The organism is Acetobacter conturbans, from assembly GCF_011516755.1.
Taxonomy (GTDB): domain Bacteria; phylum Pseudomonadota; class Alphaproteobacteria; order Acetobacterales; family Acetobacteraceae; genus Acetobacter; species Acetobacter conturbans.
In genome coordinates, this window is record NZ_WOSY01000001.1 from 208,475 (window position 1) to 226,149 (window position 17,675).

The 17,675-nt window shown below is 59.5% G+C and carries 14 protein-coding genes; 4 read left to right on the top strand and 10 right to left on the bottom strand.

Annotated elements, in window-relative coordinates:
• Nucleotides 1-82: 82 nt before the first annotated feature.
• The 7 genes from GOB81_RS00885 to GOB81_RS00915 form a co-directional block, all read right to left on the bottom strand.
• Nucleotides 83-757 (bottom strand): SOS response-associated peptidase, encoded by a 675-nt coding sequence (locus GOB81_RS00885; protein WP_173568489.1) that lies wholly within the window; start codon nucleotides 755-757, stop codon nucleotides 83-85.
• A 119-nt stretch (nucleotides 758-876) separates the two neighbouring features.
• The gene (locus tag GOB81_RS00890; protein WP_173568490.1) at nucleotides 877-1,494 is read right to left on the bottom strand and encodes a LutC/YkgG family protein; all 618 of its coding nucleotides are present in this window, start codon (nucleotides 1,492-1,494) and stop codon (nucleotides 877-879) included.
• Nucleotides 1,494-2,933, bottom strand: a complete 1,440-nt coding sequence (locus GOB81_RS00895) for a lactate utilization protein B (protein ID WP_198912096.1) — start codon at nucleotides 2,931-2,933, stop codon at nucleotides 1,494-1,496. Before GOB81_RS00895 ends, GOB81_RS00890 begins: the two co-directional genes overlap by 1 nt.
• Nucleotides 2,934-3,028: 95 nt before the next feature.
• Complete coding sequence (locus GOB81_RS00900) at nucleotides 3,029-3,772, bottom strand: (Fe-S)-binding protein (protein WP_173568492.1); 744 nt, start codon at nucleotides 3,770-3,772, stop codon at nucleotides 3,029-3,031.
• Nucleotides 3,773-4,048: 276 nt separating this feature from the next.
• A complete protein-coding gene (locus GOB81_RS00905) occupies nucleotides 4,049-5,731 on the bottom strand; it encodes an alpha-keto acid decarboxylase family protein (protein WP_173568493.1) in 1,683 nt (560 codons plus the stop codon).
• 156 nt (nucleotides 5,732-5,887) lie between these two features.
• Nucleotides 5,888-6,784 (bottom strand): fructose bisphosphate aldolase, encoded by an 897-nt coding sequence (locus tag GOB81_RS00910; protein WP_173568494.1) that lies wholly within the window; start codon nucleotides 6,782-6,784, stop codon nucleotides 5,888-5,890.
• 279 nt (nucleotides 6,785-7,063) lie between these two features.
• Complete coding sequence (locus tag GOB81_RS00915; RefSeq protein ID WP_173568495.1) at nucleotides 7,064-8,512, bottom strand: amino acid permease; 1,449 nt, start codon at nucleotides 8,510-8,512, stop codon at nucleotides 7,064-7,066.
• A gap of 654 nt (nucleotides 8,513-9,166) precedes the next feature.
• Here GOB81_RS00915 and GOB81_RS00920 point away from each other — a divergent pair.
• Genes GOB81_RS00920 through GOB81_RS00930 form a run of 3 tightly spaced genes read left to right on the top strand, consistent with a single transcriptional unit; the run spans nucleotide 9,167 to nucleotide 11,726 of the window.
• Nucleotides 9,167-10,405, top strand: coding sequence for a putative DNA modification/repair radical SAM protein (locus GOB81_RS00920; protein WP_173568496.1), 1,239 nt, complete (start codon nucleotides 9,167-9,169; stop codon nucleotides 10,403-10,405).
• Nucleotides 10,402-11,169: a TIGR03915 family putative DNA repair protein gene (locus GOB81_RS00925; protein ID WP_173568497.1), complete on the top strand. Its 768-nt coding sequence runs from the start codon at nucleotides 10,402-10,404 to the stop codon at nucleotides 11,167-11,169. Before GOB81_RS00920 ends, GOB81_RS00925 begins: the two co-directional genes overlap by 4 nt.
• Before the next feature lie 41 nt (nucleotides 11,170-11,210).
• The gene (locus tag GOB81_RS00930; protein ID WP_173568498.1) at nucleotides 11,211-11,726 is read left to right on the top strand and encodes a Fur family transcriptional regulator; all 516 of its coding nucleotides are present in this window, start codon (nucleotides 11,211-11,213) and stop codon (nucleotides 11,724-11,726) included.
• A 158-nt stretch (nucleotides 11,727-11,884) separates the two neighbouring features.
• Here the strand turns inward: GOB81_RS00930 and choX are convergent, their stop codons facing one another.
• The 3 genes from choX to choW form a co-directional block, all read right to left on the bottom strand.
• Nucleotides 11,885-12,820 carry a choline ABC transporter substrate-binding protein gene (gene choX / locus GOB81_RS00935; protein WP_173568499.1) on the bottom strand — a complete coding sequence of 312 codons (936 nt, stop codon included), beginning with the start codon at nucleotides 12,818-12,820 and terminating at the stop codon, nucleotides 11,885-11,887.
• Nucleotides 12,821-12,961: 141 nt separating this feature from the next.
• Nucleotides 12,962-14,209, bottom strand: coding sequence for a choline ABC transporter ATP-binding protein (gene choV, locus GOB81_RS00940; RefSeq protein ID WP_242009961.1), 1,248 nt, complete (start codon nucleotides 14,207-14,209; stop codon nucleotides 12,962-12,964).
• A complete protein-coding gene (gene choW, locus GOB81_RS00945) occupies nucleotides 14,206-15,051 on the bottom strand; it encodes a choline ABC transporter permease subunit (RefSeq protein WP_173568500.1) in 846 nt (281 codons plus the stop codon). The genes choV and choW overlap by 4 nt, the downstream gene beginning before the upstream one ends.
• Before the next feature lie 521 nt (nucleotides 15,052-15,572).
• Here choW and betB point away from each other — a divergent pair.
• Nucleotides 15,573-17,669, top strand: coding sequence for a betaine-aldehyde dehydrogenase (gene betB / locus GOB81_RS00950; protein WP_173568501.1), 2,097 nt, complete (start codon nucleotides 15,573-15,575; stop codon nucleotides 17,667-17,669).
• The last annotated feature ends 6 nt before the right edge of the window (nucleotides 17,670-17,675 follow it).

Consider the following 17,675-nt stretch of genomic DNA (forward strand, 5'->3'; position numbering starts at 1 on the left):
CGTCTCCCGATCTGCATTAGATGAGTCCGAAACGGAACTTCTTGATTTCCACTATGACGATCATCACGCACGAATAAAAAACTCACCGAAGAGACCGTGCACTTTCGTCGCGCTCCAGAAGCTGGGGACCATCGTTCCGGACTGAATTGACGACGGCGCTTACCGGGTAGCATTCCAGCGTGTCGCTTGTTTCAGGACGCAGGAGAGCTTGAGCGTCACGAGTTTCGCCCCCCAGCCAGAGAGGCCAGTCTGCTTGCCTCACGGCGACAGGCATCCGGTCGTGGATGGGCCGCATGAGCGCATCGGCCTGCGTGGTGATGATGAGAAACGTCCGAATCAGTTCGCCCTCGTGCTCCCAGCTTTCCCATAGACCTGCGAGTGCAATCGCCCCGCCACCCTTGTGACGGAACGCCCAGGGTTGTTTGGGAGAAGAGCCGCGCTGCCACTCATAATAGGCTGAGGCTGGGACAAGAGCGCGACGAGCAGCGAAAGCTGAACGAAACATTGGGGATGAAGCAACCGTTTCCGCGCGGGCATTGATCGGCTGTCGTCCGACTTCCTTCGACCAGTGCGGGATAAGTCCCCATTGCAAAAGATCAAGATGACACTGTCCGGTTTCGTGCCTCAGCCGCACGATCGGGGCTTTTTGCGAGGGAGCGATGTTCCAAGATGGCTCCCAGTTGGGGAGCGGTCCGGTTGTGCCGAACAGTTCCCGCATCAGGTCCACGGGCATGGCATTGGCGAAGCGCCCACACATGCGCTGTCTCCGCTTGAAAAGTCTTTCCCCTTCCCTGCTCCGTTTTCCGACAACCTTCAAGAACTATCGGAGAAAAGCGGCAGGAGGGTCTTCCTCCTGCCGTAAGCGGGAAAGTTCTGTCAGTTCTGCTTCGGGCAGAACAGCACGCGCAGGGACCGGACACCCTGCGCGCCGTGAATCAGCACGCCTTCGATATCCGCCGTCGCTGATGGCCCCGTCTGAAAAACAGCGTAATTATGCTCACGAAATTCCGGACGACGGTAGGCATTGTGCAGGTTGGCCACGATCTGCGCAGGATCAAGCAGCACAATCAGATGCTGCGGCAGATAACCAGCCGTGTTGACGATCAGCTCGTCATCCGTGAGGCAGAGGGAGCCTGTTTCGGCTACACCAAAAGCCGCCCGAACCACGCCGATTTCCACGTCAGACAGTGAACGCGGGTCCATGTCCGGAAGGATCTGCCGGATCTGAAGCGACGGATCGCCATGCAGTTCCGGGACACAGGTGGCGATGATGCCCTTCCCTGCCACGGCAGAACGCAATGCCGAGAGGGAGTCGAGGCCCTGCGGGTCGAGAACCGCCCCCCCCATCTTGACGAGCATCTCAGAAAAAGCGGGCACCAGATCGGAGGGCGCTTTTTCATCGAAAAGCGGCACCTCCGGCAGCGGCGGCTGAATGTTCGGACGGTTGGCGCGGATGGCGGCGAAGATGGCCGCGCGGCTGTCTGTGCTGCTCATCACTTCTTCTTCCCGTTCACGCCGCGAGTGCGCTTATACCACTGATGGAATGTTTCCTTTGGTATGTGAGGCATTTCACGACCACGAGTCCACGTGTTCATCTTGTTGTAGATGACGAAGCGCGGCAGATACCGCAGGGCGCTGTCGGCCATCGGCAGGCTGGCGCGATACAGCTTTGGCGACGCCAGAAGCATCCCGGCGGCTTTCATCATGGTCTTCTTGAAGGCGGGGATTTCGTGAGTCTCGGCGAGAACCTGACGCCAGCTTGCGATCTGCTCGTGAATATTGATCTTCACCGGGCAGACATTCGTGCAGCTTCCGTTCATGGTCGAAGAGAACGGCAATGTCGAATATTTGTGGCGGTTGAAGGTCGGGTCGATAATGAGGCCGATGGGACCAGCGTAAGTCGCGCCGTAGCTGAGACCACCGGAACGGCGGAACACCGGACAGGTGTTCATGCACGCGCCGCAACGGATGCATTTCAGCGAGGTCCAGAACTTTTCCATGCCGAGACGTTCGGTCCGGCCATTATCGACAATGACGATGTGCATCTCGGCGCCACGACGCGGACCGCGAAAATGCGAGGTGTACTGGGTTATCGGCGAACCGAGAGCGCTGCGGGACAGCATCCGCACGAACACGGCGAGCGTGTTCAGGTTCGGGATGATCTTCTCGATGCCTACGGAGACGATATGCAGGCCGGTAGTGTTGGCCGACAGATCGGCGTTGCCTTCATTGGTGCACACGACGACCGAGCCTGTTTCGGCCACGGCGAAGTTACACCCGGTCATGCCTGCATCGGCGTTCAGGATCAGCGGTCGCGTATGCTCGCGCTGCTGCTCGGTCAGATAGCTGACATCCGAATTATTCGGATCAGAACCGATGGTTTTCGAGAACACCTCGGCCACGTCTGTCCGCAGTTTGTGGACGGCGGGCACGACGACGTGGCTTGGATTCTCGTTGTCGAGCTGCTGGATACGCTCGCCGAGATCGGTTTCGACGACGTCCACACCCGCTTCGGCCATCGCTTCGCGGAAGCCGCACTCCTCGGTGAGCATGGACTTGCTCTTGATGAGGCGTTTGGCGTTCTTCGAGCGCAGGATTCCGGCCACGATGCTGTTGTGCTCGGCGGCATCTTTCGCCCAGCGGACCTTGACGCCATTGGCCGTGGCGTTCTTCTCGAACTGCTCAAGATAGGTATCGAGATGCGTCAGCGTGTGCGTCTTGATGTCGGAGGCGAGTTGGCGAAGCTCTTCCCACTCTTCGATCGTATCCTTCTGGCGATCGCGCTTCTGTCGCAGATCCCACAGGCGCTGGTCGTGCATGGCCAGATGCTCGGGCGCGGCCATGAAGCGCTTCGCGGCTTCTTCCTGATCGATCGGACGGTTGCCCCGGACGACCGCGCCTCGTGGCTGCGGTTCCGGCCCACGCGGCGGCATGGTGACGGAGGCGCCCGCGCCGTGCGTCAGGCTGGCGGGGGCACCATCGTTCGTGCGGCCTGCAGGCGTGGTCGGCGCGTCCTGATGCTCGAGACTCATACCGGCTCTCCGTTCAGGATCTGCGCGATGTGGATGTATTTCGTCGGCAGATTGAGGCGTTTCGCACAGCCTTCCTGATGCATCATGCAGGAACTGTCGGACGACGTGACGTATTCCGCACCGGCGCGCGCCTGATCGCGGGCCTTGTCCTGCCCCATGCGGGCGGAGATGGCTTCCTCGAACACTGAGAACGTGCCGCCGAAGCCGCAGCATTCATCCGGGCGGGTGATATCGACCAGTTCCAGCCCCTTCACCATGCCGAGCAGGTCACGCGGCTTGGAGAATGTCTTCTCACGGAGTTCGGTCATGCTGGCGATGTTCAGGCCGCGCAGGGCGTTGCAGTTATTGTGCAGCGCAACCTTGTGCGGGAACTCGGCCCACGGGAACCCGTCCACCTTCAGCACGTCGTGGAGAAATTCGACAAGTTCGTAGGTCTGTGTGCGGACATGCTTCACGTCATCGGTCTGCTCGACGGCGTCGAAATTGTTGCGGACGTGGTTCACGCAACTGCCGGATGGTCCGACGATGTAGTCGTAATCCTTGAAGTTGCGAACGAAGAGTTCCTCCGTCGCCTTCGATTCCTTGTGGCAGCCGGTATTGGTCATCGGCTGGCCGCAGCAGGTCTGGTCGAACGGATAATCGACCTCGCACCCGAAGCGCTCCAGCAGTTCCAGAGTCGCCTGCCCGACCTCGGGGTGAAACGCATCGACGTAACACGGAACAAACAACCCAACTCGCATGAACGCTTCCTCGTAGTGGCGGGGACCGGTCTGGCCGATCTCCCTCCGTCATTTCATGGTGCCCGGAATGCCCTGATCTCACAGGACTGTCGAGGCCAGAACCTGTCTTTGCGGGCCGACCTTCCAGCGGCCCGGAAACCGGAAGGGAAGCAGGGTGTGGCTGACCCGCTTTTGCTGTCAAATCACTAAAACAGGCCGACTGTTCCGTGAGTTTCCATCCAGACGACTTCGCCCCGACCTGAGGCCGGGGCGAGCCGTTCACTGAGCGGGTATGGCTCAGTTTTTCTGGGCAGGACGGCTGTTGGCCTTGGCGACCTTCTTGCCCCACTGGACCAGCATGTCGGTGCAGTCCTCGGTGGCAATGTGACACTCGATGAAGGTCGGGCCTTTCTTGTTGGCCTTGGCTTTCTCGATGGCGTCCGCCAGTTCCGCGCCGGTATGGGCATGCAGACCGAGACCGTGACCGTCCTCGGCGTTAAACGCCTTGATGAGACCGGCATAGTCCCAGTTCTTGATGTAGTTGTACGGGCCGTCATGGATCTTGATCTCGATGACGTAGCCACGGTTGTTCACGAGGAACACGATGACCGGCACTTCATACCGGATCATCTGCGCGACTTCCTGCGCCGTAAGCTGGAAGGAACCGTCACCAACCATCAGGATATGCTGACGGTCGGGTGAACCGATCGCATTGCCGAGAGCCGCCGGAACCGACCAGCCGATGGAGCCCCACTGCATTTCCGTCTCGACACGTGCGCCGCTGGGAAGGTTCATGCGGACGGCATTGAACCAGCTATCGCCGGTCTCGGCGGTGATGGTGGTGTTGCCATCGACCATGGCGTTGATCTGGCGCGTCATTTCGTCGTTGGTCAGCGGCACCGTCGGAGCAGTTTCCGGAATCCCGACCGGCGTGTAGGTCGTATTCTCGACCGTAGCCGGACGGCTCGGGGCCTTCTCGGACAGGGCGGCAATGAATGCCCCAAGGTGGAAGCCGGTGAAGCTCTGGCCGTCAACCGTGACTTCGGCGATATCGGCGATCAGGGCCTGCGATGCGGGTGGCTTCGACTGCCAGCCCACCGTTGCATAATCATTGAAGATCGGGGCGAGGCAGATCACGCCATCGGCCTTCTCGACGAGTTCCTGAGCGCCGGGGGAACTGACTTCACCCCAGTAAACGCCACGGAACGCCTTGTGTCCTTCGGGGAAGAAGCTCTTGGCTGCGCTCATCACTGTAACGGCACACCCGATACGATCGGCGAGCGCCACGATCGGTTCCAGTGAGCCTAGCGTGCGGACACGGCTGCCCACGAGGATGACGACGTTCTTGCGTGTTTCGATGAACGTGCAGGCGGCCTTCACGGCGGCGGTGAGGCTGGCCTTGTCGGGTGCCGTTTCGGCCAGCAGGCTGCCGACTGATGCCGGACGAACGCACTCGGCGGAGGCCAGATTGCACGGGATTTCAATGTAGCAGGGCTTGCGCGTGCGCAGCGCCGTGCGGATGGCGTGGTCGATCTGTGATGGTGCGTTCTCGGCAGACAGGATCACTTCCGTCGCACAGGTGACCTGACGGAAGATTTCGGCCTGATAGCCGTAGTTCGAGTTACCGATCGTATGATGCAGGATGTGGCCGGAGCCCTGATCGTTGGTGTTCGGGCCACCGGAGACGAAAATCACCGGCAGGCTCTCGGCATAGGCGGAGCCGATGGCGTTAATGGCTGACAGCGCGCCGACATTGAAGGTGACGACCATGGCCGCAGCACCGTTGGCGCGGGCGTAACCCTCAGCCGTGTAGCCGCAGTTCAGCTCGTTGCAGCTATAGAGCTGTTTCGTGGACCCTTCTTCAAGAAGCTGGTCGAGCAGGACGAGGTTGAAGTCTCCGGCGACGGCGAAATGGTCTTTCAGGCCGATCTGGCCCAGACGCTCGGAAAGGTAATGGCCGACGGTATATGGCTTGGTCATGGAAACGCCCCTTTTCAGGAAATGCCGGGATCGGTCCGGCTGCCTGGTTGGGCTTACTGTGATCTCTTGCTTTTCCAGTGACCACTATATGGAAACACCGCAATCCATATCTCTGAGATATGGGTCACGGTGTTTTTGCAGGATAATCTGGAACGCTCAGACCTTGTTCACGGAAGCGTCATAGATCTTGTTGATCATCTTGCTGAGTGTGGCGTCGAACTCCGCATCCGAGCTACCGGCCTGAAGACCGGCGAGCAGGGCGCGGGAGAAGCTGGCGATCATGCCGTGGTTCTGCTTAAGGCGCGTGCAGGCCTCATCGAGCGGGTAACCGCCCGAGAGGGCGACGAGGCGCTCCATGCGCGGGTGCTTGACGATATCGGCATACAGGTCGGCCACTTCGGGAATCGTGACTTTCAGCATGACCTTGTAGTCGCCCGGCATGGTGTCGAGCGCCTTCAGGACTTCGTCACGGAGAATGGCTTCGGCACCCTTCTTGTCCGGGCTCTTCACCAGTACTTCCGGCTCGAGGATCGGCACCAGACCGTGGGAGGCGACCTGATGGCCGATCTCGAACTGCTGCTTCACGATGGCGGCGATGGCTTCGGGGTTCGGCAGGTTGATGACCGAGCGCTCTTTCGTGCCATAGATGCCGAGTTTCGCGGCGCGGGCGAGGAGCGTGTCGAGACCCGGATTCGGCTTCATCAGACGGACGCCGTTCACTTCGTCCTCAAGACCTTTGTCGATCTTGAGGAACGGCACCACGCCGCGATCTTCCCACAGATAGGCCGGAACCGACTTGCCTTTGGCCTCGCCGTCCATCGTGCGCTCGAAAAGGATCGCGCCGATGACCTTGTCGCCGGAGAAGCTGGGAGCGGTGATGATCCGGACGCGCATCTCGTGGATGAGACGGAACATATCCTCGTCCGACGAATAGGCGGTCTCGGGGACGCCGTAAGCCTTGAGGGCGCCGGGGGTCGAGCCGCCGCTCTGGTCGAGCGCCGCGATGAAGCCAGCCTTTTCCGATATCTGGCTTTTCATACGGTCGATGGACATTTTTCTACCCTTTATTGCTTCAACCTATGGTGCGCGCCTGGGAACGCACATGCAGCCGACCTCGAACTCGCCCCCGCCCTGCGCCGCAATGACGGGAATGCCGTTTCCGCCCTGCCCGGTTCATCAGCCCCGTGTGTGGCGGAGTCTCCGGAGAACGGAAATCCGTGTGGCCCAAATCCAGACTGCGCGACATTTACACGCTGCGACCGGATCCGCCACCTCCGCTTTGAGAAGAGCATGTGAAAAAAATTGGAAACGCCAGCATTGCGGCATTTCCCGTCACTTCGATGGCAGCATGAGGTCGGTCAGGGCGGCGGAGGGCTGGGTCTCCGGCATCAGCATGGGTGGTTTTTTCGGGATGAGCCGCCAGCCCACCACCAGCAGTATGACAAAGACGGGGCTCGCCGCGATCGTGATGGTTCCGGCCGGATAATCGCACCCTATCAGCACGAGGACGCCGCCGAGAAAGACCAGCGTGATATAGGATGTGAACGGCGCACCGGGCATTTTGTAGGTGGGGGCTGGAAATTCGCCTCGTGCCACGGCCCGGCGGTAGGCGATCTGGCTCATCAGGATGATGGCCCATGTAGCGATGATGCCGATGGCGGCGAAGCTGAGGACGATTTCGAAGATTTCCTGCGGCACGACGTAATTCAGGGCGACGCCGACGAGATAGAACGCCACCGTCAGCAGGATTCCGGCATAAGGCACGGAGTGGCTGTTCATCGCCGCCAGAAAGCGTGGGGCCGAGCCGCCGAGTGCGAGGGCACGGAGCACGCGGCTGGTGGAATAGACGCCGGAATTCAGGCTGGAAAGCGCGGCAGTGAGCACGATGAGGTTCATCACGCTGTCGGCGTAGGGCACGCCGAGCGCGTTGAAGAAGGTCACGAACGGACTCTCGCCGGCATGATAGGCGGTCCAGGGCAGCAGGCAGACGAGCAGCACCACGGACCCGATATAGAAGATGGCGATGCGCCAGATGACGCTGTTGATGGCGCGGGGCAGGATCTCGCGGGGATTTTCGCACTCCCCGGCCGCTGTGCCGATGAGTTCGATCCCCGAATAGGCGAAGACGACCCCCTGTGTGATGGCGAGTGCGGCGAACACACCATGTGGAAAGAAGCCGCCATTGTCGGTGATGAGATGAAATCCTGTCTCGTGGCCACCGACCGGCATGCCGCTGCCGAGGATGACGGTTCCTGCGATGAGGAACACGATCAGGGCCAGCACCTTGATGAGCGAGAACCAGAACTCCATCTCGCCGAAATATTTCACGCCGATGAGGTTCATGCCTGTGACGACGCACAGCGCCGCGAGGGCGAGCACCCACTGGGGCACGGGCGCGAAGGCGCTCCAGAAATGCATGTAGAGTGCTACGGCCGTGATATCGGCGATGCCGGTCATGGCCCAGTTGAGGAAGGAGGTCCAACCGGCGACGTAAGCGGCCTTGTCGCCAAGAAACTCGCGGGCGTAGGACACGAAGCTGCCGCTGCTCGGGCGATGCATGGCGAGTTCGCCGAGTGCGCGCAGGATAAGGAAGGCGAAGACCCCGCAGACGGCATAGACGATGGCGAGCGACGGCCCCCCAACCTGAAGGCGGCTGCCAGCGCCGAGGAAGAGACCGGTCCCGATGCAGCCGCCGATGGCGATCATCTGCATCTGCCTGCGACCAAGACCCTTGTGATATCCTTCGTCGGTGACGTTACCTGCGGGAGATGTAATGCTCATTCCGTCCTTGATCCGCCTTCTCCGTAAGGATGTCCGTTATCCATAATGGTTCGGAAACGAAATGTTGTCCATGCAAAATAGGGAGCCCGTTTCGAGGACTTCTCTTCTCGCAACCGGGCAGTGGCAGCGAACGGTTGGTAGATTTTGATGCCCGTGATGTGACGAGCGCATTCCACGAAGCGGGCGATGTGGGAACGTTTTCCTGCTTCCTGCGCTATCCGCACATCAGAGATGGAAAGACGCTGACTTTTACTTATCAGGCCAGAGGCGGAACACCCTTGTCAGACGTGAGCCGTTCGCCTCGTCCTGTGCGCTATACCTTCCCGCAACTCCATGTCCGGTTGCCATATCATCGAGCGCCTCCCTCAAGACATGCTTGTTGCGCCTCCCCACCAACGTCGTGGGGTGTTCCGGCACTTTCGAAAGGCAGCCTTGTGATGAGCCGCCGTGATGGTCGGCAGCCAGAGGCCTCGCATCGTAGTGAGCTTCTCGATTGCAGCAACCGGGGGCAGCGCGTTTTGGGCTGCTTTCAAGACACCCTGCATTTCTCTGGCTCATGGAAGCACCAGAAGAAGCTGTTTCATTCCTCATTCTTCCGTCAGAGGGAAGGAAACATTTGACGATCACTCAAACGGAACATAACATGAACACATCATGAAACGCACCTTCTCCGAAAGACTGGCGATTCTGTCTGACGCCGCCAAATACGATGCGTCCTGCGCCTCGAGCGGCTCGGATCGGCGCGGGGCTGCCAAAGGAAAGGAAAAGGGGCTGGGATCAACCGAGCGGAGTGGCATCTGCCACACATGGACGCCAGACGGGCGCTGTGTCTCGCTGCTCAAGATCCTGATGACGAATTTCTGCATCTATGACTGCGCCTACTGCATCAATCGCGTATCCTCCGGAGTGGAACGGGCGCGCTTCTCGGTTGAGGAAATTGTCTGGCTGACGCTGGAGTTTTACAGACGCAACTATATCGAGGGACTCTTCCTGTCCTCCGGCATCATCCGGTCTTCCGATTATACGATGGAAGAGATGGTTCGGATCGCGAAGGTTCTCCGACTGGACAAGGGATTTCGCGGATATATCCACCTCAAGGCGATCCCGGACGCCTCTCCAGAGCTTCTGGCCGAAGCCGGGCTTTATGCGGACCGCCTTTCCATCAATGTCGAGATGCCGACTGAGCGCGGACTGAACCAGTATGCGCCGGAAAAAGATGCTGCCGGCATCCGGTCGGCCATGGGGCATATGCGCCAGCGCATGGATGCCGCGAAGGAAAAAGCACCTTCAGGAAAGCGGCCAGCACGGTTCGCGCCGGGTGGACAAAGCACCCAGATGATCGTGGGCGCCGATGCGGCGACGGATCAGGATATTCTGTCGAGCAGTTCCGCACTTTATTCGGATTATCGGCTGAGGCGGGTCTATTACTCGGCGTTCAGCCCCATCCCACATGCGTCCGAGGCACTTCCGGCGCAGCGCCCTCCTCTCCTCCGCGAGCATCGGCTGTATCAGGCGGACTGGCTTTTCCGTTTCTATGGGTTTCAGTTTCAGGAAATCACGGAATCGCGTCCAGACGGAATGCTGGATCTGGATGTTGATCCCAAGCTGTCATGGGCGCTGGACAACCGGCATGTCTTTCCGGTGGAAGTGAACCGGGCACCGCGTGAACTGCTGCTTCGTGTTCCCGGTCTTGGCCCCCGCTCGGTGACGGCATTGCTTTCGGCCCGTCGGCACAAGCTCATCCGGCTGGATGATCTGGAGCGGCTGCGCGTGAGTTTACGGAAAGTAAGGCCGTTCATCACCACCCCGGACTGGAAACCGGTGAAACTTCTGGATCGTCTGGATCTGAAGGCCCTGTTCGCACCGCCACCAAAGCAGCTTTCCCTGCTGTGAAGGAGTATCGCGTTTCACTCCCGGCCGATGCGTCCTTCGCGCTCTGGCGGGATCATGCGCGGGCATTTCTGGGGGCTGGCGTTCCGCCGTCTCTGGTGATCTGGGAATGCCCATCCGGACAAGATGATCTGTTTTCCATGTCTGAAACACCGTTATTGCCGGTTCGCGCCAGCGGAGGCCGCGTGACGCGCGACTGCCTGCATCTGCTGGAGACGGTCCTGTGCCATGAAAGTGTGGAGCGGTTCGATCTGGCTTATCGCATCCTCTGGCGCAGCAGGACGGAACGGGCGCTGCTGCGCACAGTCACCGATCCGGACATGATTCTGGCCCGACGGATGTGCCATCAGATCCGGCATGACGTTCACAAGATGAAAGCCTTTGTGCGGTTCCGGGAAAGAACGCCGGAGGGCAGCAATACGCGGCATTTCGTGGCGTGGTTCGAGCCGGAACACCATGTGCTAGAGCGTGTTGCGTCCTTTTTCGCACGGCGGTTCACGGACATGAACTGGATCATCCTCACACCCCGAGGTTCCATCGGCTGGGATGGCGAGACGTGCGTGGTCACGCGGGAGATCTGCTCACGGGAGATCGTGGAGGATGAGACGGAAGCTTTGTGGAAGACCTATTACCGCTCGATTTTCAATCCTGCGCGCGTAAAAGTGAAGGCCATGCGGTCCGAAATGTCGCCGAAATACTGGAAAAATCTGCCGGAGACCGAGCTGATTCCGGAAATGCTGGCGGAGGCGGCAAGGAAAGTCTGGTGAGGGTGGGCAGCCGGAAGGTTATGGAATAACATTGAACACAAATGCCTGATGATCTTACCACTTCCCCGCTCTCGTTTCCGGCTGATATCGAGGCGCTTCTTACGCGTGCGGAGGCGCTGTGCGTAAAGCGGCACGTAAAGCTGACAGCGCTGCGACGGCAGATTCTGGGCCTGATGCTTGAAGCAAAGGCGCCGCTCGGAGCGTATGATCTTTTACAACGGTTGCAGGCCGTTCAGGGGAATGCCGCGCCGCCGACCGTTTACCGCACGCTGGAATTCCTGATGGAGTTCGGGCTGATCCACAAGATCGAACGGCTTTCGGCATTTGTCCCCTGCACGCATACGCTGGGACGGTCCCCCTGCCACGATCATGATGCGGACTGCATTCACGCCAGCCAGTTCCTGATCTGTCGCACCTGCTCCAGTGTGACGGAACTGGAAGATCCGGCCATTCTGTCGGCGATCAAAGCTGCCTCAAAAGACGCGGGATTCAGAATTCACCACTCGACTGTCGAGGTGGAAGGTCTCTGCAGCCGGTGCGCCGCGGCTGCCGCCTGAGGCAGGCTGGGCTCTCCAGATTGTTGCCTGTTTTGCGGGAAGGCACGGCGAGTAAAGAGTTGCGGTTACCAATACTTTACAGAATTAGGAGGCTTTTCGCCTCCGTTTTTCTGAAAAACGATGCGCAGGGGAACACATAACGCTCCCCTGCGCTGTCCTTACAGTCCGAGAGAGGCCTTGACCGCTGGCAAAGCCGTTGCGCCGTCAAGAGTCGTGACCCCGTCGAGCCATTTGTCCAGAACTTCCGGGTGGGTTTTAAGCCAGTCCTTTGTCGCTTTGGCAGGCTGGGTGTGCGTATCGGCGATTGTCGTCATCATCTCGTTTTCCTGAGCGATGCTGAAATTCAGCTGCTTGAGAAAATGAGCGACATTCGGACATTTCGCTGCATAGCCACTGGCGGCAATCGTGTTGACGGTGGCGGACGCACCGAACTGTTTGTCGCCGCCACTCAGATAAGTCAGATGGAAACGCATGTTCATGGGATGCGGCTCCCATGCGAGGAACACAATCGGTTTCTGTGCGGAGATGGCGCGGGAAACCTGGGACAGCATCCCCTGCTCGCTGCTCTCGTTCAGGTGGAATTTCCCGAGGCTGAAATCATTGCTCTTGATCATGCCGAGAACGATCTTGTTGCCGTCGTTTCCGGACTCGATGCCATAGATCGTATTGTTGAGCTTGGAACCCCAGCCTGCGATGTCCTTGAAGTCAGTCAGACCTGCTTTCGAGACGTAATCAGGCACAGCGAGCGTGTAGCGCGCGCCGGACAGACTTTCACTCAGCCGCTCCACCTTGCCGCGCTTGAGATAGGGATCGATGTAGGAAGCGCCAGAGGGTTCCCAGTCGCTGAGGAACACGTCCAATTGATGATTTTCGAGGGACAGATAAGCGACCGAGAGCGTGACCATCGTCAGCTTCGTCTTGTAACCCATACCGGCGAGAACGTTCATGGCGACGCCATTGGTCACGGCGGCGTCGGACCAGCCGACATCGCCGAAGCGTACCATCTGACAGGATGCAGGGTCCGCAGCCTGAGCGGGCAGAACCCGCAGGCCGAGACCAAGGAAAACCATCGAGGCGAGAAGTTTCTTCTTCATACCTTTATACATCCTTTTTCGATTGGCGCCCTGTCGTAAGCAAGTATGAAACCAGCTCCGCCCATTACGCAATAACAACAACCTCATATCAGGCCGCCTACTCCTGCCCGGACAGGCGGCGGGAAACCGTTCACGCGCGTCTCATGCCGCGCGAACAACTCCTGTAATTGCGGCGATCATGTCTTCATCGTCGCACAATCCGACGATCTGCCCGGCGTCCGTGATCAGGACCGGCATGCCGCTTTTCTGACGCAGCACCGCGACCGTGTTCAGGGTAGCGGAGGACGGCACGCAATAAACATGCCCGGGCACCACGGAGAGCAGGTCTACCTCCCCAATTTCCGGATTTTCGAGGGCGATTTCCAGCCCGTCCGCATTACGGATCGTGGCTGTCAGCGGATTGAAGAAATAATGCCCCCGGACATCCAGCTGGATGTTGTCGCTGTCCCAGCGCGGACAGGCGTCGAGCGGACGCATGACGCTGGCGGCGTTGATCAGCGGCAGCGGATTCATGTGCCGCACGAAGTCGCGGACATAATCATTCACCGGCGAGGAGATGATTTCCTGTGGGGAACCGGCCTGAATAATCCTCCCCTCGCGCATGATGGCGATATGACTGCCGATGCGCAGGGCTTCGTCGATATCGTGGCTGACAAACAGGATGGTTTTCCGAAGGCGCTTCTGGAGGTCGAGCAGTTCGTCCTGCAGCTTGCGACGGATCAGCGGGTCGAGGGCGGAAAACGGCTCATCCATGAGGAGGATGTCGGCGTCGGTGGCAAAGGCGCGGGCCAGCCCGACACGCTGCTGCATACCGCCGGACAGTTCCGAGACATACGAGTTCGCCCAGCGGTTGAGGCCGACGAGTTCGAGCTTCTCATCGGCGATCTTGCGGCGGGCATTCGGTGTAAAGCCGCGAAGTTCCAGACCGAAGGCGACATTTTCGCGAACCGTGCGCCAGGGAAGCAGCCCGAACTGCTGGAACACCATGGTGACGCGCGTGCGGCGCATGTCACGCAGCGTCTCATCGTCGCAGGAGGCGACATCGACGAAGGCCGTGCCGTTGCCGATCTCCACACTGCCGCGTGTCACACGGTTGAGGCGATTAGCGGCGCGCAGGAGGGTGGACTTTCCCGAACCCGACAGACCCATCAGAACGCTGATTTCACCACGGTGAATCTCGAGACTGGCGTTCGCCACACCGACGGTCACACCGAGCTCGGAGGCGATCTGCTCGCGGGTCCCTCCTTCGTCGAGACGTTTGACGGCCTGTGCCAGAGCGGTCTGTGAATTATGGCGATGAAAGAGGATATCGACATTGCGGAACGCGAGGGCAGCACTTCCGGTACGGGGGGCCGTCGTGGGGGTTTCCATCGTGACGTCCTCGCTCAATGGGTTTTCTTACGGCAGAGCCGGTCGAGAATGATGGCGACCAGCACGATGGCGAGGCCGGATTCAAACCCGGTGTCGATCTGAACCGTGTTCAGGGCGCGGACGACAGGAACACCTAGTCCACCGGCACCGACGAGGGCGGCGATGACCACCATCGACAGGCTGAGCATGATGCACTGGCTGAGGCCCTCGCGGATCATCGGCAGGGCGGCGGGCACCTCCACTTTCCACAGGCGCTGGCGGGGTGTGGCCCCGAACGCGTCCCCCGCTTCGAGCAGGGCGCGCGGCACGGAGGAAATGCCGAGCTGGGTCATGCGGATCGGGGCTGGAATGGCGAACACGACGGTCGAAATGGTGCCGGGAACGGTGCCGAGGCCGAACAGGATCAGGGTCGGAATGAGATAAACGAAGGTGGGCAGGGTCTGCATCAGGTCGAGCACGGGATGCAGACCCCGGGCAAGCCAGGGGCGGTGCGCGGAGGCGATGCCGATGGGCACGCCGATGAGCATGCAGGTGACGGTGGAGAAGAAGATAAGCGACAGGGTCGCCATCGTATCTTCCCAGTAACCCTGATTGATGATGAACAGCAGTCCGAAGGCGACGAGGGCGCATGGCGCGATGGCCCGTTTCCAGAACCAGACGCCGACGGTGAGAAGTGCTACGAACAGGACGGATGGAATGGAAATCAGCAGATTAGTGAACCCGTCGGCGCATGAGCCGATCACGTCGCTGAGAGCGTTGAAGAACCCCTGGCAGTGATCTCTGATCCAGTCGACAGCGGAGGACGCGGCCGCGCCCACAGGAATTTTATGTGAGGTAATCCATTCTTCGACGCCGTTCATTGCTTTCACTTCACGATCTGGAAATTTCGGGCCTGGCCAGGGCGAGCGATAGAGCCGTGTGAATCTTTGTGACCGCCGCGACTTCCGGAACAGGCAAGCGATGCTGACATCCGGGTCTCCCCTCCACTTTCAGTTCGATATCGCAACATGTCCAGCATCTGTTTCGAAATAGCCGCCTCATTCGCCTGTCGGAAATCAGCAGATATGGATGATGCGAGAGTTCATTTCGGCCATGACCCCAGACCGCCTTCATCATTGCGGGTCTGGAACAGACAAGAATTGATTTATTCCGACATCGGATTGGATAGAGACGCCTTTTCGAACAGAATGAGCACTCAGGACATTGAATGAGCGGTCAATTTCCACTCACTTGATCTGAGGACTATATTTTTTCTTATAAAAACACGCTTATCCGCCAGAAACTCTTCCGCTTGACGGCAGTTGCATTTCTGTGGACATTTCTTTTCCGTTTCGACATAAGCGCCCCGTTAAATGGTCATTCAATGCCTTGTCCGGAGCAAATGATGCAGCCTCCCACCCCTTCCGCCATGACCCGACTGGATGATGACCGACGTCGCAGTTTCGTGTCCGCAACATTGTCGGTACTGGCCGATCACGGATATGTGGGCGCGACGCTGGCGCGGATCGCGGAACGCGCAGATGTGTCTCCGAGCCTGCTGGTTCATTATTTCGGCGATAAGGATACGCTGCTCGCCACCGCGTTCTGGTTCCTCTCCGAATCGTTACGCGGTGAAATCCTGAATCGCTTTTCAACCGCTCACACGCCGCGCGAGCGTTTGCAGGCGGTGATCGATTCCCTGCTTGCCCGCGACCAGTTCCAGCAGGAGGAAGGTGCAACCTGGCTTTCCTTCTGGGGGCAGGTTCCTTACGTGCCGACGCTGAAGCGCATCCAGCGGATCTACCAGAAGCGGATGCTGTCCAATCTTTCCCATGACCTGAAGGCGCTCCTGCCCGGTCGGAATGTTTATTCCCTCGCCACCTCCATCGCGGCGCTGATCGACGGCACATGGCTGCGGGCGGCACTGTCGGAATGGGAAGAAGCGGACAGCGCGGGCGCACGGGCGCAGGTCACGGCCTTTCTGGACAGCCAGATCGCGTTGTATCAGGCCAGCCTGCCTGCTCCGTCCATTCAGAAGGGTGCGCAGGAAATCTGCTCCAACTGGATCAATGGTCGCGCTGCCCCGTCGGGCGGCCCCCGGTTCGAGACACGCAATCCAGCGACCGGTGAGGTTCTGGCTGAAGTTGAGATCGCCGGTGAGACGGAACATACCGCTGCCGTTGAGAGCGCGAAGCGCGGGCAGAAGATCTGGGCACGGATGACCGGCACCGAGCGTGGACGTATTCTGCGCAAGGCTGCGGATCTTTTGCGGCGTGACAACGATATTCTTGCACGCATTGAAACGCTGGACACCGGCAAGCCGATTGCCGAGACGACGACGGTGGATATTCTCTCCGGTGCGGATGCGCTCGAATATTTCGGCTCCGTTGCCTGCACGATCAATGGCGAGGCGATTGATCTGGGCGAGCAGGCCTTTGCCTATACACGCCGTGAACCTCTCGGTGTGACGGCAGGCATCGGCGCGTGGAACTATCCGATCCAGATCGCCTGCTGGAAGTCCGCTCCGGCGCTGGCCTGCGGCAATGCAATGATCTTCAAGAGTTCGGAGATGACACCGCTGACATCCGTGCGTCTGGCCGAGATATATCGCGAGGCGGGTGTGCCGGACGGTGTGTTCAATGTGCTGCACGGCGCAGGAGAGGTCGGCCGTCGTCTCTGCGCCGATCCGGATATTCGCAAAGTCAGCCTTACGGGTTCGGTCTCCACCGGCAAGGCGGTGATGCGCGAAGCCGCCAATACGCTGAAATATGTCACGCTGGAACTGGGAGGGAAATCTCCCCTCATTATCTTTGACGATGCTGACGTGGACAACGCTGTGTCCGCTGCCCTGCTTGCAAACTTCTATTCAGGTGGTGAAATCTGCTCGAATGGCACACGGGTTTTCGTGCAGTCCGGCATCCGTGACCGGTTCCTTGCCGAACTGAAGCGGCGCGTCGAGGCGATGAAAATTGGTGATCCGCTGGCGATGGATACAGATGTGGGAGCGCTCATCAGCGCGCCGCATCTGGAAAAAGTCATGTCATATGTTGAAAGTGGAATTGCCGAAGGGGCCCAGCTCCTGACAGGTGGTCAGCGCGTGACCGAAGGTGCATTCGGCAAGGGCGCGTTCATGCAGCCGACAATCTTTGTCGGTTGCAATGACGACATGAAGATCGCGCGTGAGGAAATCTTCGGTCCTGTCATGACGGTTCTCGATTTCCGGGATGAGGAAGAGGTCATTGCCCGCGCCAATGCCACCGAGTTCGGGCTGGCGGCTGGCGTGTTCACGAACAACCTTGCACGTGGGCACCGTGTCGTGGCGGCACTGGAAGCCGGGACATGCTGGATCAATCAGTACAACATCACGCCGATCGAAATGCCGTTCGGTGGCTACAAACAGTCCGGGCTGGGTCGTGAAAACAGTCAGGCGGCGCTTGAACATTACACGCAACTCAAGAGCGTTTACGTGGCGCTCGGCAATGTTGAATCGCCTTACTGAGGAGGC

What these genes read in the sequence shown, in the direction of transcription:
- choW (WP_173568500.1), bottom strand. Translation starts at nt 15,051, where the DNA reads ATGAACGGCGTCGAAGAATGGATTACCTCACATAAAATTCCTGTGGGC.
- GOB81_RS00910 (WP_173568494.1), bottom strand. Translation starts at nt 6,784, where the DNA reads ATGTCCATCGACCGTATGAAAAGCCAGATATCGGAAAAGGCTGGCTTC.
- GOB81_RS00905 (WP_173568493.1), bottom strand. Translation starts at nt 5,731, where the DNA reads ATGACCAAGCCATATACCGTCGGCCATTACCTTTCCGAGCGTCTGGGC.
- GOB81_RS00890 (WP_173568490.1), bottom strand. Translation starts at nt 1,494, where the DNA reads ATGAGCAGCACAGACAGCCGCGCGGCCATCTTCGCCGCCATCCGCGCC.
- choX (WP_173568499.1), bottom strand. Translation starts at nt 12,820, where the DNA reads ATGAAGAAGAAACTTCTCGCCTCGATGGTTTTCCTTGGTCTCGGCCTG.
- GOB81_RS00930 (WP_173568498.1), top strand. Translation starts at nt 11,211, where the DNA reads ATGCCTGATGATCTTACCACTTCCCCGCTCTCGTTTCCGGCTGATATC.
- GOB81_RS00915 (WP_173568495.1), bottom strand. Translation starts at nt 8,512, where the DNA reads ATGAGCATTACATCTCCCGCAGGTAACGTCACCGACGAAGGATATCAC.
- GOB81_RS00920 (WP_173568496.1), top strand. Translation starts at nt 9,167, where the DNA reads ATGAAACGCACCTTCTCCGAAAGACTGGCGATTCTGTCTGACGCCGCC.
- GOB81_RS00885 (WP_173568489.1), bottom strand. Translation starts at nt 757, where the DNA reads ATGTGTGGGCGCTTCGCCAATGCCATGCCCGTGGACCTGATGCGGGAA.
- GOB81_RS00895 (WP_198912096.1), bottom strand. Translation starts at nt 2,933, where the DNA reads ATGCCGCCGCGTGGGCCGGAACCGCAGCCACGAGGCGCGGTCGTCCGG.
- betB (WP_173568501.1), top strand. Translation starts at nt 15,573, where the DNA reads ATGATGCAGCCTCCCACCCCTTCCGCCATGACCCGACTGGATGATGAC.
- GOB81_RS00900 (WP_173568492.1), bottom strand. Translation starts at nt 3,772, where the DNA reads ATGCGAGTTGGGTTGTTTGTTCCGTGTTACGTCGATGCGTTTCACCCC.